The following is a 14,332-nucleotide window of genomic DNA, read 5'->3' on the forward strand; positions in this document are numbered from 1 at the left end:
ACAATTTCTTCTATTATAAAGAGAAAACTGTTAGAAATTGCATATCTCTAACCAGTATTTAGAAGGGGAACGTTTTCATTTTTGGGAGGAAATGCCTAATACTCAAATTTTTTGATTTTTTACGATTTCTCGTTGACACTGTTAATACCCTATTGTATGCTAACAACGGGGATAGATGGTAGGGCTTTCAGTGACAAAAATACATCTTTTCCGTGACGAAAATGTAAACTTTTTATTTTGTATAGAATTTATGCAGGAAAATGAGTTATTATTAACACATCGTGAATGAGGGTTACATATTGGAGGGATGAATCCTTGCAAAAAAACGATCGCAGCCATATAAAAGCGTATGCTTTAATGTCAGGAATTCTTGCTCAGTTAGTTGGTTCTATTCTTATTGGAATCTTTGGTGGGCAATGGATTGATAATAAGGTTGGAACGTTTCCATTGTTTCTTATTATAGGGTTATTACTCGGGTTAGGAACAGGGGTATACGCAATGATTCGACTCATTCGACATTACTATTCGGGAGAGCAATGATGATAGACGTACATGGACTTGTCCAAAGACAAAAGAAATATATGTACTACTTGCTTGCGTTTCTAGTGCTAGGATGGGGATTTACCTCTTACAAGGATGTATTTCTTGGACTGATTATCGGAACGATTTTCAGTTTTCTTAGTTTGCGCATCATTGCACGTAGAACAGACAAGCTATTAGATCGCGTAACAAATGGAGAAAACGTGAAATTTAAAGCAACAGCGGTAAGTACATATTCAAGATTCGCCACGATTGGGTTATTAATTTTATTTGCAGCCAAATATCAAGAATTAATTGCGATGTGGGGCTTAGGTGTAGGATTGCTGACAGGATACCTTGTCATGATCATAGATTTTCTTTATTTAGAGTATACGAGCAGGGAAGAGAGGTGAATTACTAGTGGAACACGGTAAATTAGTTGAATTTCTAGGTTTAACGTTCGATTTGTCATCAGTTATGATGGTTACTGTAGCAGCAGTTATTGTTTTCTTAATCGCTGTTATCGGAACTCGCAGCTTAGCGCTTCGCCCAACCGGAATGCAAAACTTCATGGAATGGGTGTTTGACTTCGTGAAAGGGATTATCAATAGTACGATGGACTGGAAAACAGGTGGACGATTCTTAACGCTTGGCGTTACGCTTATCATGTTTATCATCGTATCGAACTTCCTTGGTTTACCATTCATGTATTCAACAGTTGAGGCTGGCGAACATATTGCATGGTGGAGATCACCAACGTCTGATCCAGCAGTTGCATTAACATTAGCCGTGATGGTAGTTACCCTCACCCATTACTATGGAATTAAGATGAAGGGTACGAAAGAATATGCTAAAGGTTATTTCCAACCTATGAAATTCTTATTCCCATTAAAGGTTATTGAGGAGTTTGCTAACACATTAACGTTAGGTCTTCGTTTATTTGGTAACATTTACGCAGGTGAAATCTTATTAGGATTACTTGCTAAGTTAGGCGGAGCATCATTCTTAGGAGCATTAGGTGCACTTGTACCGATGTTAGCATGGATGGGATTCAGTGTATTCGTTGGATCAATCCAGTCATTTATTTTCGTAATGTTAACGATGGTTTATATGGCTCATAAAGTAAGCCATGACCATTAATATAATTTAAGTAAGAAAAAATTTATTTTTTTATAATACAAAGGAGGACAAATTAAATGAGTTTAGGTGTAATCGCAGCTGCAATTGCAATTGGTTTATCAGCATTAGGTGCAGGTATTGGTAACGGTCTTATCGTATCACGTACAATCGAAGGTGTTGCTCGTCAACCAGAATTAAAAGGCGCACTTCAAACAATTATGTTCATCGGGGTTGCATTAGTTGAGGCACTTCCAATTATCGGTGTAGTTATTGCTTTCATCGTAATGAACAAATAAGGGAGACTCCCCTTACATAGATGGCGAAGAGTGTTTTTTGAACTTTCTTCGCCATTGCTTTATGAACGAAACGTATGTCTTTTTTTTTCATATGATCAATTTAGATATTTTGAAGGGAGTGAATCCTTGTGCCAACTTTATTATTAGGGGCTTCCATTCCATTTGGAACGATTGCTTATACATTGTTCATTTTCTTACTTCTATTAGTAATGCTACGCAAATTTGCGTGGGGTCCTTTAATGGGAATTATGAAAGAACGTGAAGAGCATGTTACTAATGAAATCGACGCTGCAGAAAGAAGTAATGCTGAAGCGAAGAAATTAGTAGAAGAACAACGTGAAATGTTAAAACAATCGCGTGTTGAAGCACAAGAGTTAATCGAAAGAGCGAAGAAACAAGCTGTAGATCAAAAGGATGTTATTGTTGCTGCTGCGAAAGAAGAAGCAGAATCAATTAAAACATCTGCTGTACAAGAAATTCAACGCGAAAAAGAGCAAGCAATTGCTGCTTTACAAGAACAAGTCGCTTCTTTATCTGTTCATATTGCTTCTAAAGTAATTGAAAAAGAACTAAAAGAAGAAGATCAAGTGAAGTTAATCCGCGATTATATTAAAGAAGTAGGAGAAGCGCGATGAGCAATGGGATTGTAGCAAAACGTTATGCTGTCGCTCTTTTTAAAATTGCAAAAGAAAAACACGTATTAGAAATGTTTGAAGAGGAATTACGCCTTGTACAAAACGTTTTTACAAAGAACGGAGAACTACATAGCTTTTTAACGCAACCGAACATTTCAAAAGAGCAGAAGAAAACGTTTCTTGCAAACGTATTCGCATCTGTTTCTGAATCTATTTTAAATACGTTATATATTTTAATTGATAACAAGCGTATTGATATCCTACCTGAAATTACAAATGAATATGTTGTTCTTGCTAATGAAGAACGTAACGTAGCGGATGCAACTGTATATTCTATTCGTCTTCTATCGGAAGAAGAAAAACTTAACATTGCAGAAGCATTTGCAAAAAAAACAGGAAAAGATGCAATTCGCGTGAAAAATGTTGTGGATGAAGATTTACTAGGCGGCATTAAAGTACGTATTGGAAATCGCATTTACGACGGAAGCTTACAAGGAAAATTAGCACGTATTCAGCGTGAATTAATGAAGAATAGATAGGGGTGAAGCACATGAGCATCAGAGCTGAAGAAATTAGCGCACTGATAAAGCAACAAATCGAGAACTATCAGTCTGAAATCGAAGTGAGTGATGTTGGTACAGTTATCCAAGTTGGTGACGGTATTGCGCGTGCTCATGGTCTTGATAACGTTATGGCTGGTGAACTTGTAGAGTTCTCTAACGGCGTTATGGGACTAGCACAAAACTTAGAGGAAAACAACGTAGGTATCATTATTTTAGGACCTTACACAGAAATCCGTGAAGGTGACGAAGTTCGTCGTACTGGTCGCATCATGCAAGTACCAGTAGGAAAAGAACTAATCGGTCGTGTTGTAAACCCATTAGGTCAACCAGTTGATGGTTTAGGCCCAATCAATACAACAAACACTCGTCCAATTGAAAGTCCAGCACCAGGTGTAATGGATCGTAAATCTGTTCATGAGCCACTTCAAACAGGTATTAAAGCGATCGATGCTCTTGTACCAATTGGCCGTGGTCAACGTGAGTTAATCATCGGTGACCGCCAAACAGGTAAAACAGCAGTTGCACTTGATACAATCATTAACCAAAAAGATGAAGATATGGTTTGTATCTATGTAGCTATCGGACAAAAAGAATCAACAGTACGTAACGTAGTAGAAACACTACGTAAGCACGGTGCATTAGATTACACAATCGTTGTAACTGCATCAGCTTCTCAACCAGCTCCATTATTATACTTAGCTGCTTATGCTGGTGTAACAATGGGTGAAGAGTTCATGTACAATGGTAAACACGTATTAGTAGTATATGATGACTTATCAAAACAAGCAGCGGCTTACCGTGAGCTTTCATTACTATTACGTCGTCCTCCAGGTCGTGAAGCATATCCAGGGGATGTATTCTACTTACATTCTCGCTTATTAGAGCGTGCAGCAAAATTAAGTGATGCAAGAGGCGGCGGTTCTTTAACTGCACTACCTTTCATCGAAACACAAGCAGGGGACGTATCAGCTTACATCCCAACAAACGTAATTTCTATTACGGATGGACAAATCTTCTTACAATCTGACCTATTCTTCTCTGGCGTACGTCCAGCGATCGATGCGGGTACTTCTGTATCTCGTGTAGGTGGATCTGCTCAGATTAAAGCGATGAGTAAAGTATCAGGTACACTTCGTCTTGACCTTGCATCTTACCGTGAGTTAGAAGCGTTCGCTCAGTTCGGTTCTGACCTTGATAAAGCAACACAAGCGAAATTAAACCGTGGTGCTCGTACAGTTGAGGTATTAAAACAAGGATTACACAAACCGTTACGTGTAGAGAAACAAGTTATCATTCTTTACGCTTTAACACGTGGATTCCTAGATGATATCCCAGTAGTAGATATCACTCGTTTCGAAGAAGAATTCCATGCTTGGTTAGATTCAAATGCAGCTGACTTATTAAGCGAAATTCGCACAACTAAGAAACTTGCGGATGACGACAAATTTGCAGCAGCAATCAATGGATTTAAAAAAGTATTTGTAGCTTCTGAATAATAATGAAAAGTGAAGTCGACTGTTCAGCCCCATCGGCTAAGGCTCTTTCCCACAAAAGGTGCTTTCTACCTTTTGGTGGGGAAGGTTCTTAGACGAAAGGGGCTAGGAGACGGAACTAGATAAATAAAAGCGGAAGCGGCTCGTTCTGAATGTGAGGAAGAAGTGAAGCCACCGAGCATTCAAGCCGCTGGAGCTAGATAATATAAAGGCATCTCAAACTTTGAGATTGCTGACGGTTATGTAAAGGAAAAGAGTAGGTGCACCTATTCTTTTCCTTCAATCATGAGCAAGAATATCTTGCAACGTAGATTAGGAAGAGGATTCTTACTAATCGTGCCAACTTCCGGAAAAAAGGTGGTGAAAACCTGTGGCATCTTTACGCGATATAAAAGCGAAGATTAACTCGACAAAGAAAACGAGTCAAATTACGAAAGCGATGGAGATGGTATCTGCATCTAAGTTAAACCGTGCAGAGCAAAATGCTAAATCTTTCGTTCCGTATATGGAAAAGATTCAAGAAGTAGTAGCGAGCATTGCGCAAGGAAGTAAAGGGATTAATCATCCAATGCTAAATGCGCGTCCTGTAAAGCGTACAGGGTACATCGTTATTACATCTGATCGCGGACTAGCAGGTGGTTATAACAGTAACGTATTACGTACAGTAAGTAACGTAATTCGTGAACGTCATAATATGGATTCAAACCAATATTCAATTATTGTGCTTGGACGACTAGGACGTGATTATTTAAAACGTCGCGGTTTTAACATCATTGATGAAGTAGTTGGATTATCTGACCACCCATCATTTACTGATATTAAAGATATTGCTTCTCGAGCAATTGCGATGTTCGCAGATGGTGCTTATGATGAGCTGTATATTTACTACAATCATTATGTAAGTAAAATTTCACAAGAAGTAACGGAAAATAAAATTTTACCGCTTACGGATGTGGAGTCTGACAAACCGACGACAGCTTATGAATTCGAACCTTCTGAAGAAGAAATTCTAAAAGTATTATTGCCACAATACGCAGAAAGCTTAGTGTACGGTGCATTACTAGACGGTAAAGCAAGTGAGCACGCGGCGCGTATGACAGCAATGAAGAGTGCTACAGACAACGCAATGGAAGTTATCGATTCACTTACACTTTCATTCAACCGTGCGCGTCAGGCAGCGATTACGCAAGAAATTACGGAAATCGTTGGTGGAGTAGCAGCGTTAGAATAGTATTAAAAAGCGTAGGTGGCTTGCTCAGAAGGGGAGGGCATTGGAACTCCTGACAAAGAGGCGTTCTTTGCCTCGTAGGAAGGGGTGAAATGACCGACCCTTCTAGCCACCGGAGCTAGATTCAATAAAAAGCGTAAGCGGTTCTTTCAGGAGAACCGCGAAAGCTAAACTAATAAAAATTAAAAGCCGACTTCTCTTAGAAAGCTGGCTAATTAAAAGAAAGCTAGGAGGGAACCCGATGAATAAAGGGCGCGTTACGCAAATCATGGGTCCGGTTGTAGACGTTAAGTTTGATGGCGGAAAGCTACCAGAAATCTACAACGCCCTTACGGTAAAACAAAGCAACGAAAACGGAGCAAGCATTAACTTAACATTTGAAGTTGCACTTCATTTAGGTGATGACACAGTTCGTACAGTTGCAATGTCTTCCACAGATGGACTTGTTCGTGGCACAGAAGTAGAAGATACTGGTAAAGCAATCTCTGTACCAGTTGGTGATGCAACACTTGGTCGTGTATTTAACGTATTAGGTGATGCAATTGACTTAGATGGTGAAGTTCCTGCGGATGTACGTCGTGATCCAATTCACCGTCAAGCGCCTGCATTCGAAGAATTATCTACTAAAGTAGAAATTCTTGAAACTGGTATTAAAGTAGTAGACTTACTTGCTCCTTACATTAAGGGTGGTAAGATCGGTCTATTCGGTGGTGCCGGTGTAGGTAAAACAGTATTAATTCAGGAATTAATTAACAACATCGCACAAGAGCACGGTGGTATCTCTGTATTCGCTGGTGTAGGTGAGCGTACTCGTGAAGGTAACGACTTATACCACGAAATGAGCGATTCTGGCGTAATTAAGAAAACTGCGATGGTATTCGGACAAATGAATGAGCCACCTGGAGCACGTCAACGTGTTGCATTAACAGGCTTAACAATGGCTGAACACTTCCGTGATGAGCAAGGACAAGACGTACTATTGTTCATCGATAACATCTTCCGTTTCACGCAAGCAGGTTCTGAAGTATCTGCCCTTCTTGGTCGTATGCCATCTGCGGTAGGTTACCAACCAACACTTGCAACAGAAATGGGTCAATTACAAGAGCGTATTACATCTACAAATAAAGGATCTATCACGTCTATCCAAGCGGTATACGTACCAGCCGATGACTATACGGATCCAGCACCAGCTACAACGTTCGCTCACTTAGATGCAACAACAAACTTAGAGCGTCGTTTAACACAAATGGGTATTTACCCAGCCGTAGATCCATTAGCATCTACATCTCGTGCGCTTTCTCCAGAAATCGTAGGAGAAGAGCATTATGGAGTAGCTCGTCAAGTACAGCAAACTTTACAGCGTTATAAAGAGCTTCAAGATATCATCGCTATCTTAGGTATGGATGAGTTATCTGAAGAAGATAAGTTAGTTGTACATCGTGCTCGTCGTATTCAATTCTTCTTATCACAAAACTTCCACGTAGCTGAACAGTTTACAGGTCAAAAAGGTTCTTACGTACCTGTAAAAAATACAGTTAGTGGTTTCAAAGAAATTCTAGAAGGAAAATATGATGACCTTCCAGAAGATGCGTTCCGTCTTGTTGGTAGCATTGAAGAAGTTATTGAAAACGCGAAGAAAATGATGGCGTAAGGCCTTGGGAGGGACGAATTATGAAGACATTTCCAGTCAGTATTGTAACTCCTGATGGACCGGTTTACGAAAAAGAAGTAGAAATGGTGAGTGTAAAAGCAGAGAGTGGGGAAATGGGGATCTTACCAGGTCACATTCCAACTGTTGCACCGCTAAAAATTAGTGCAGTTCGTCTGAAAAATGGTGGGCACACTGATTATGTAGCAGTAAGCGGTGGCTTTATCGAAGTTCGTCCAGATAAAGTAACTGTATTATCATCATCTGCTGAAGAAGCAAACCATATCGATATCCATCGTGCAAATGAATCGAAACGTCGCGCTGAGCAACGTATGCAAGATAAACAAGCACATGTTGACTTTAGACGTGCAGAAATGGCATTACAGCGTGCTGTGAACCGTTTAAACGTTTCTGATATGAAATAAAAAAATCCGTAAGGGCTCTTGCCTTTACGGATTTTTTGTTATGGATATAAATTAAAAGGGGAAAAAAACGCCTCTTTTTAGCTAGGAGAGAGCATCTAGCCATGCATAGAAGCGGTCAGAGCCTTTTTCTGCCCCATGCCAAGTGAATATCAAGAAATAAAAAGAACTGCAGGTTATCTTTTTGTTATATATAGCTATAAATTTAGATGGGGAAAAAAACGCCTCTTTTTAACTAGGAGAGAGCATCTAGCCGTGCATAGAAGCGACCAGAGCTTTTTTCTGTCCCATGTTAAGTGAAAATCAAGAAATAAAAAGAACTGCAAGTTAGTTTTTTGTTATGCATAGCTGTGTTTTATTTAAATGTTGAAACTAAAACTCAATTTAGTAGATAGAATAAACTAACAAAATTGGTATAATTATATTGTTGTTTGTATAAGTAGAGAATATATAACAATTTATATTTCATAAAGGAGCTGAATAAATGATCGGTGAAATGAAACGAGAAGCATTGTACTCTTTAAAGGGAAAATGGGGACTAGGTGTTGGATCAACGATTTTACATATTATTTTAAGTTATGTTGTTTCAATGGCTGCAATGCTTATACTTTTAATTCCAGGAATTATTATATTTTTCTTATTTGCTGGTTTAACAGGATCACTTGAAGAGGAAACAATATCAGTCGGAGCAGGTATTACATTTGGAATTTTTTATTGCATAATGATCATTTTGAGTAATGCATCTTATGGTATTACATCATACGGTTATACGAATGTGTTGCTACAAATTAGTAAACGAGAAGATGCTAGAGTAGATTATTTATTTGAAGGATTTCGTGGCTTTAAAAGAATGATGAAAACAATGTGGGCTATGCTTGCGATTTTGTTATATACAGGTACGTGGATTCCGATGTTGTTACTAGGTGTATTCGCGTTTTTTGGTGAGGAAGGGAATGTATCGTTAACGATTGCTTTCTTTGTACTATTAGCTATTTCGATTGTTGTAATGATTGTGATGTATTTTTCTTATGCGATGACGTATTATGTTATGATTGAAAATCCAGATTATAGCGTTTCACAGGCGATGAAAGAAAGTAAGAATTTTATGAAGGGACATAAACTAGATTTATTTCTTTTATGGCTTAGCTTCATAGGATGGGCTATTTTAGCGATTCTTACTCTTGGAATAGGATTTCTTTGGCTTAGTCCATATGTAGGTACAACGACAGCACATTTTTATCGCTATATTGCAAAAGGTGAATTGCAGTAGGGACGTGCTATACTAATAGAATTGTTACGTATAGGAGGCTAATTATGATTAGTGATTTAAAAGGAGAAGCGCTAGATTCACTGGAAGGAAAATGGGGCTTAGCTGTTGGGACAACATTACTTATTTCGATTCTTACTTCAGCTTTTAGTTTTAGCATTCAGTTCATTCTCTCTCAGGTTTGGGAGTGGAAAGAAGTGAATAGCTCACTTTCAATAGATGTTATTACAATATTGCTGGTGGGGCCTTTAACGCTAGGGGGGTATTGTTTAGCACTACATATAATTCGTGAAAAAGAAGCGCGTATTGGGCATATATTTAGATGGTTTACAGAAGGAAGTAAGTTTATAAAGTCATTTTTATTATATATAGTAGTAAAGATTTATATTTTCTTATGGTGCTTACTATTTATTATTCCAGGCATTATTAAATCATTTTCTTATGCGATGACGTATTTTATTATAAATGATCATCCTGAGTATTCAATAAATCAAGCTATTACAGAAAGTCGTCGTATGATGGCTGGACATAAGATGGAGTATTTCATTTTATGTTTAAGTTTTATTGGTTGGTTTATATTAAGTTGTATTACATTAGGGATTGGATTTTTATGGTTGATTCCATATTTTTATACTACGTCAGCAGCTTTTTACGAAGAGATTGCAGAAGAATATTACGAAAAAAGAATTCCGACACTTTAAAAAACACCCAGTGTGAACTATTGGTTCATACTGGGTGTTTTTTGTAGAAATTTTATAAACTGTTTACTTGTTAGAGGTTTACTGAAATAGTAACCTTGCATGTATTTACAGTTGTTTTTTTGCAGAAACTTAAGCTGTTTTTCTGTTTCAATTCCTTCAGCAACGACAGAGAGATTTAATGTATTTGCAAGAGAAAGGATAGTGGAAACGATGGCTCTTTCTTCAGGTCGATGATCGGCTAGTTGTGTAAATTCTCTTGGCACTTTTAATGTATCGATAGGGAAAATTGATAAATAAGCAAGAGAAGAGTAGCCGGTACCGAAGTCATCAATGGACGTTTGAATACCATATTCTTTTAATTGCTTTAGTCTCGATAATATTTCTTTTTCATCAATCATCGCAATTCGTTCTGTTAGTTCAAGTGTTACATCTTTCGGATCAATCTTAACGTCCCTTAGTATTCGTGAAATATTTTCGATTAATTGATTTTGTTGAAATTCTTTCGCTGATAAATTGACACTCATTTTTAAGTTTGTGTATCCAAAACTTTGCCATATTTTTAGTTGAAGACAAGATTCTCTTAACACCCAATGTCCAAGTGGGATGACCTGCGGAGTCTCTTCCACAATTGGAATGAACTCACATGGTGAAATGTCACCTAGGAGCGGGTGTTTCCAACGTATTAATGCTTCAGCACCGATAATTTTATTTGTTGTCGTATCAATTTGTGGTTGATAGACGAGATAAAATTCGTTGTTTACTAAAGCGAGTGGCAAATCTTTTTCGATTCGAGCTTTTCGTTCCATTTTCTTATATAGTTCTTTCGTGTAAAGAGAGCTCCGATTTTTCCCTTTATTTTTTGCTTCGTACATGGCCATATCAGCATGCTGTAAAATAGATAACGGATCTTCGCCTGCTTCTGGGTATATTGCAATCCCGATACTTGGCGAGATTTGTAAATGTTGATTTTCAATTTCGAATGGCTCATTCATAGATAGTACAATCATATCAGCTATTTTTTGTACATCTCTATCTTCTTTATAATCTTCTATAAGAATTGTGAATTCATCCCCAGCTAACCGAGCAAGTTTCATATTTGACGTCGATATTCGTTCTAGTCTTTTTGCTACAGCAATTAAAAGAAGATCTCCTACTCGATGACCGAGAGTATCGTTAATAACTTTAAAACGGTCTAAATCAAGAAACATAACAGCAAAAGGTTTTTTCGATTTTTTTGCTCGTGCAATTGCTTTTTCTAACTGCTGATGAAATGAACGGCGATTTGCAAGTTCCGTTAAAGTATCGTGATATGCTAGGAAATTAATTTGCTCTTGTTGCTGCTTGCTTTCTGTAATATCTTTAATCATTAAATAGGCCCCAGAAATATGTTCCTTTAAAAAGATGGGGACAGCTGTAACATGCAAGTAGTAAATATCTCTATTTTTATGATATGCCCGTATTTCTAAAGAAATAGATTTCCCTTTTTTCACGTAATGAAAGGCATTAATGATTTCTTCCAAATCTTGTTCATACATAAGTGAATAGTATGGTTGGTTTAATAATTCATTCGTTTGATAGCCGAGTAAAGTAGTTCCAGCGTTGTTCACATTGAGAAAATTACCGTACAAATCTAATGTAAAAATTGGATCTGGATGATGCTCGTATAAAGATTTAAACATTTGTTGGTTATGATATAACTCATTTTTTTGTTCTACTAAATCTTCTGTACGTAGTTCGATTTGTTTCTCGAGTTCTAAGCTGAATTGCATTTGTGCTAGCAATAATATTTTATTTTGTCTTCGAACTAACATATGGCGTATGAGAACGAAGGCGAAAGTTACCATAAGTCCAATTACTACGATAGGTGCAAAAACATTTTCGACCAATATAAAAACAATAAGCATCACGACAGAAATATACGGTAATGATAATCGGATTGATTCACCAAATTGAGGCGTTAGTAATACTTGTTCTTGTTTTTCAGGCTCTTTTGTATGAAGTATACAGGCGATTGCTACCAATAATAAGGTTACTTGATAGAATGGAGCAACTGTGAACATAGAGTGCTCAGGCTGGAAGTATTTTATATAAGCATAAATAGCATCCGTAGTAGCATACAAAATTAAAGCACTGCCAAGAAGAGCGCCAACTTGTTTTGGTAGTAAGAATAATGGTCTGAATAAAAGATTGATTCCTATTAAAAGAAAGAGTAAATCAGCCATTGGATACGTGAGTTGAACAAACATGTCGATATATGATGTTGTAAAAATATGAATGGTTCTTTCAATAAGCAAATAGTAACTTAAAGTAAATTGAGCCGTAACAATAATACAAATATCGCATATCGTAAAAAGCTGTTCCAATAAGTCTCGGCCATAAATAATTTCATATAGAAAGGCAAATGCAAAGCTAATTAAAAATAATAAGTAAAAAAAGTCTGATGGATCAACGAATGTATAGTAGTCATGCAGAATTAAGCGTTGATAAGCAACTACTATATCGCCAATGAAATAAGAGAAGGATCCGATAGTTAATGTTATCCAAAACAAACGAGATAACCCTTGTTTTATATTTGAAAAATAAAATATATAACTGCAAATTGTAATATCAATTAATATGGTACTTATTCCAGTTAATATTTGAAATGGGAGTGCGTACTCATATAAAAAGGGCATTGATACGTAATGAATAGCTATATACAACAATGAAATGCTTATAAGAATACTTATATGTGTTTGTTTTTTCATTTATATCACCCACTGTATATACATAAGAACCACCTTTTTATAGTTTATGATTTTTAGGATTGCTTGAAAAACATATAGAATTTCTATATTTATTTTACACATTTATAATGAGTTGTAAAAATAGATTTGTTCAGCAAGTATTAATTGTTGTTTCTGTTCCCAATATATCGACATAGGAATTTGAAGTTTGCTATAATGAATAAAATAGTTGCATTATTTAGAAAAATTTAAAAATAATAAATGATGCAAGTAAGACATATTGTTTACTATGTGAACTTGTTCTTAATTCAGGGGGAGGGTTTCACAATGGCAAGTGTATATGAAAATAGTTATATGATTGTTTTGATTTTCTTGCTATTAGGTATATTGTTGCCGGTAGTGGCTCTTACATTAGGGAAAATGCTGCGTCCAAACAAACCAAGTGCAGCGAAAGCGACGACGTATGAGAGTGGAATTGAGCCTTTTCATGATGCAAATATTCGGTTTCATGCTCGTTATTATATTTTCGCTTTATTGTTCGTCATCTTTGATGTAGAAACTTTATTTTTATACCCATGGGCTGTTGCATATGACAAACTTGGTTTATTTGCACTGATTGAAATGCTCATTTTTGTTGTGATGTTGCTAGTTGGATTAGCGTATGCTTGGAAAAAGAAGGTGTTACAATGGTTATAAATTTTGAGGAATTACACCCACAGGAGCGAGCGGAATTAGAAAGAAATATCTTTTTTTCTACATTGGAACAGTTGAAGGGATGGGCGCGGAGCAACTCTTTATGGCCGATGACATTTGGACTGGCATGCTGTGCGATTGAAATGATGGGAGTAGGCTCATCACATTACGATTTAGATCGATTTGGGTCATTTTTTCGGACTTCACCAAGACAATCGGATGTCATGATTGTGTCAGGAACGGTAACGAAGAAAATGGCACCTATTGTTCGGCGCCTATATGATCAAATGCCTGAACCGAAGTGGGTAATTGCGATGGGATCTTGTGCAACAGCCGGTGGCCCGTATGTGAATTCGTATGCTGTTGTGAAAGGTGTAGATCAAATTGTACCAGTTGATGTGTATATTCCTGGATGTCCTCCAAATCCTGCTGCTTTAATTTATGGAATTAATAAATTAAAAGAAAAAATTCGTTACGAGGCGAGGACCGGGAAGCAGGTGACGAATAAATGAGTGATCCAAATAAAGACTTAGAGAGTATGAAAAGAGAAGCAGCCCGTCACGCGAAAGAGGAAGCGCGAAAACGTCTTGCTGCGAAACATGAGGCAGAAATGTCTAAACTTGAAGGAGAACATCGAGAAAAAGAGAAAGCCCTACCAAAAGATAAGGGGATTAATGTAGAAGAAGCGAAGGCGAAAGCCGCAGCAGCTGCAAAAGCAAAAGCAGCGGCATTAGCGAAGCAGAAGAGAGAAGGAAGCGAAGGAGTAACGGACGAAGAAAAAGTTAAAGCGAAGGCGAAAGCCGCAGCAGCCGCACTAGCGAAGCAGAATCGAGAAGGAACAGAAGAAGTAACGGAAGAGGAAAAGGTCAAAGCGAAGGCGAAAGCCGCAGCAGCTGCAAAAGCAGCCGCATTAGCGAAGCAGAATCGAGAAGGAACAGAAGAAGTAACGGAAGAGGAAAAGGTCAAAGCGAAGGCGAAAGCCGCAGCAGCCGCAAAAGCAAAAGCAGCGGTATTAGCTAAGC

16 protein-coding genes and 1 pseudogene are annotated in these 14,332 nt (G+C 37.5%); 16 read left to right on the plus strand and 1 reads right to left on the minus strand.

Going from position 1 to position 14,332, the window contains the following annotated elements:
- Window positions 1–175 precede the first annotated feature (175 nt).
- From MR071_RS19790 to MR071_RS19850, 13 genes are all read left to right on the plus strand, one after another.
- Entirely contained in the window at window positions 176–289 is a 114-nt protein-coding gene (locus MR071_RS19790; protein ID WP_242237647.1) for a DUF4024 domain-containing protein, read from the plus strand.
- Window positions 290–315: 26 nt separating this feature from the next.
- Complete coding sequence (locus tag MR071_RS19795) at window positions 316–540, plus strand: AtpZ/AtpI family protein (protein WP_001171219.1); 225 nt, start codon at window positions 316–318, stop codon at window positions 538–540.
- Complete coding sequence (locus MR071_RS19800; protein WP_242237650.1) at window positions 540–932, plus strand: ATP synthase subunit I; 393 nt, start codon at window positions 540–542, stop codon at window positions 930–932. Before MR071_RS19795 ends, MR071_RS19800 begins: the two co-directional genes overlap by 1 nt.
- 7 nt (window positions 933–939) lie before the next feature.
- Entirely contained in the window at window positions 940–1,659 is a 720-nt protein-coding gene (gene atpB, locus MR071_RS19805; protein WP_002089740.1) for a F0F1 ATP synthase subunit A, read from the plus strand.
- Window positions 1,660–1,715: 56 nt separating this feature from the next.
- Window positions 1,716–1,934 carry a F0F1 ATP synthase subunit C gene (atpE, locus tag MR071_RS19810; RefSeq protein WP_000052064.1) on the plus strand — a complete coding sequence of 73 codons (219 nt, stop codon included), beginning with the start codon at window positions 1,716–1,718 and terminating at the stop codon, window positions 1,932–1,934.
- 128 nt (window positions 1,935–2,062) lie between these two features.
- Window positions 2,063–2,569, plus strand: a complete 507-nt coding sequence (gene atpF, locus MR071_RS19815) for a F0F1 ATP synthase subunit B (RefSeq protein ID WP_002016287.1) — start codon at window positions 2,063–2,065, stop codon at window positions 2,567–2,569.
- On the plus strand, window positions 2,566–3,108 hold the full coding sequence (gene atpH / locus MR071_RS19820) for a F0F1 ATP synthase subunit delta (protein WP_087996354.1): 543 nt from the start codon (window positions 2,566–2,568) through the stop codon (window positions 3,106–3,108). The genes atpF and atpH overlap by 4 nt, the downstream gene beginning before the upstream one ends.
- A gap of 11 nt (window positions 3,109–3,119) precedes the next feature.
- The gene (gene atpA / locus MR071_RS19825; protein ID WP_002113043.1) at window positions 3,120–4,628 is read left to right on the plus strand and encodes a F0F1 ATP synthase subunit alpha; all 1,509 of its coding nucleotides are present in this window, start codon (window positions 3,120–3,122) and stop codon (window positions 4,626–4,628) included.
- A 367-nt stretch (window positions 4,629–4,995) separates the two neighbouring features.
- Complete coding sequence (atpG, locus tag MR071_RS19830) at window positions 4,996–5,856, plus strand: F0F1 ATP synthase subunit gamma (protein ID WP_002089737.1); 861 nt, start codon at window positions 4,996–4,998, stop codon at window positions 5,854–5,856.
- Window positions 5,857–6,094: 238 nt separating this feature from the next.
- Complete coding sequence (atpD, locus tag MR071_RS19835) at window positions 6,095–7,504, plus strand: F0F1 ATP synthase subunit beta (RefSeq protein WP_002144743.1); 1,410 nt, start codon at window positions 6,095–6,097, stop codon at window positions 7,502–7,504.
- Window positions 7,505–7,524: 20 nt separating this feature from the next.
- Window positions 7,525–7,926 carry a F0F1 ATP synthase subunit epsilon gene (gene atpC / locus MR071_RS19840; protein WP_002016279.1) on the plus strand — a complete coding sequence of 134 codons (402 nt, stop codon included), beginning with the start codon at window positions 7,525–7,527 and terminating at the stop codon, window positions 7,924–7,926.
- A gap of 481 nt (window positions 7,927–8,407) precedes the next feature.
- Window positions 8,408–9,193 (plus strand): DUF975 family protein, encoded by a 786-nt coding sequence (locus MR071_RS19845; RefSeq protein ID WP_242237652.1) that lies wholly within the window; start codon window positions 8,408–8,410, stop codon window positions 9,191–9,193.
- Window positions 9,194–9,237: 44 nt separating this feature from the next.
- Window positions 9,238–9,891: a DUF975 family protein gene (locus MR071_RS19850; RefSeq protein ID WP_105586056.1), complete on the plus strand. Its 654-nt coding sequence runs from the start codon at window positions 9,238–9,240 to the stop codon at window positions 9,889–9,891.
- A gap of 17 nt (window positions 9,892–9,908) precedes the next feature.
- Here MR071_RS19850 and MR071_RS19855 read toward each other — a convergent pair whose 3' ends face one another.
- The gene (locus MR071_RS19855) at window positions 9,909–12,638 is read right to left on the minus strand and encodes a putative bifunctional diguanylate cyclase/phosphodiesterase (protein WP_242237654.1); all 2,730 of its coding nucleotides are present in this window, start codon (window positions 12,636–12,638) and stop codon (window positions 9,909–9,911) included.
- A 306-nt stretch (window positions 12,639–12,944) separates the two neighbouring features.
- Between MR071_RS19855 and nuoA the strand changes: the two genes are divergently transcribed.
- The 3 genes and pseudogenes from nuoA to MR071_RS19870 form a co-directional block, all read left to right on the plus strand.
- Window positions 12,945–13,313: an NADH-quinone oxidoreductase subunit NuoA gene (gene nuoA / locus MR071_RS19860; protein WP_000179270.1), complete on the plus strand. Its 369-nt coding sequence runs from the start codon at window positions 12,945–12,947 to the stop codon at window positions 13,311–13,313.
- Entirely contained in the window at window positions 13,304–13,822 is a 519-nt protein-coding gene (gene nuoB, locus MR071_RS19865) for an NADH-quinone oxidoreductase subunit NuoB (RefSeq protein ID WP_002089729.1), read from the plus strand. Before nuoA ends, nuoB begins: the two co-directional genes overlap by 10 nt.
- Window positions 13,819–14,332, plus strand: a pseudogene (locus MR071_RS19870) (NADH-quinone oxidoreductase subunit C); the annotation flags it as partial. The gene nuoB and the pseudogene MR071_RS19870, both read left to right, overlap by 4 nt.

Origin of the sequence: Bacillus cereus group sp. BfR-BA-01316, assembly GCF_022664195.1 — a bacterium.
Lineage (GTDB): Bacteria > Bacillota > Bacilli > Bacillales > Bacillaceae_G > Bacillus_A.

Bases quoted from the DNA above. Each gene is read 5' to 3' on its own strand.
- MR071_RS19790 (WP_242237647.1), top strand. From the start codon at position 176: ATGGTAGGGCTTTCAGTGACAAAAATACATCTTTTCCGTGACGAAAAT.
- MR071_RS19800 (WP_242237650.1), top strand. From the start codon at position 540: ATGATAGACGTACATGGACTTGTCCAAAGACAAAAGAAATATATGTAC.
- atpE (WP_000052064.1), top strand. From the start codon at position 1,716: ATGAGTTTAGGTGTAATCGCAGCTGCAATTGCAATTGGTTTATCAGCA.
- atpH (WP_087996354.1), top strand. From the start codon at position 2,566: ATGAGCAATGGGATTGTAGCAAAACGTTATGCTGTCGCTCTTTTTAAA.
- atpA (WP_002113043.1), top strand. From the start codon at position 3,120: ATGAGCATCAGAGCTGAAGAAATTAGCGCACTGATAAAGCAACAAATC.
- atpD (WP_002144743.1), top strand. From the start codon at position 6,095: ATGAATAAAGGGCGCGTTACGCAAATCATGGGTCCGGTTGTAGACGTT.
- atpC (WP_002016279.1), top strand. From the start codon at position 7,525: ATGAAGACATTTCCAGTCAGTATTGTAACTCCTGATGGACCGGTTTAC.
- MR071_RS19845 (WP_242237652.1), top strand. From the start codon at position 8,408: ATGATCGGTGAAATGAAACGAGAAGCATTGTACTCTTTAAAGGGAAAA.
- MR071_RS19850 (WP_105586056.1), top strand. From the start codon at position 9,238: ATGATTAGTGATTTAAAAGGAGAAGCGCTAGATTCACTGGAAGGAAAA.
- MR071_RS19855 (WP_242237654.1), bottom strand. From the start codon at position 12,638: ATGAAAAAACAAACACATATAAGTATTCTTATAAGCATTTCATTGTTG.
- nuoA (WP_000179270.1), top strand. From the start codon at position 12,945: ATGGCAAGTGTATATGAAAATAGTTATATGATTGTTTTGATTTTCTTG.
- nuoB (WP_002089729.1), top strand. From the start codon at position 13,304: ATGGTTATAAATTTTGAGGAATTACACCCACAGGAGCGAGCGGAATTA.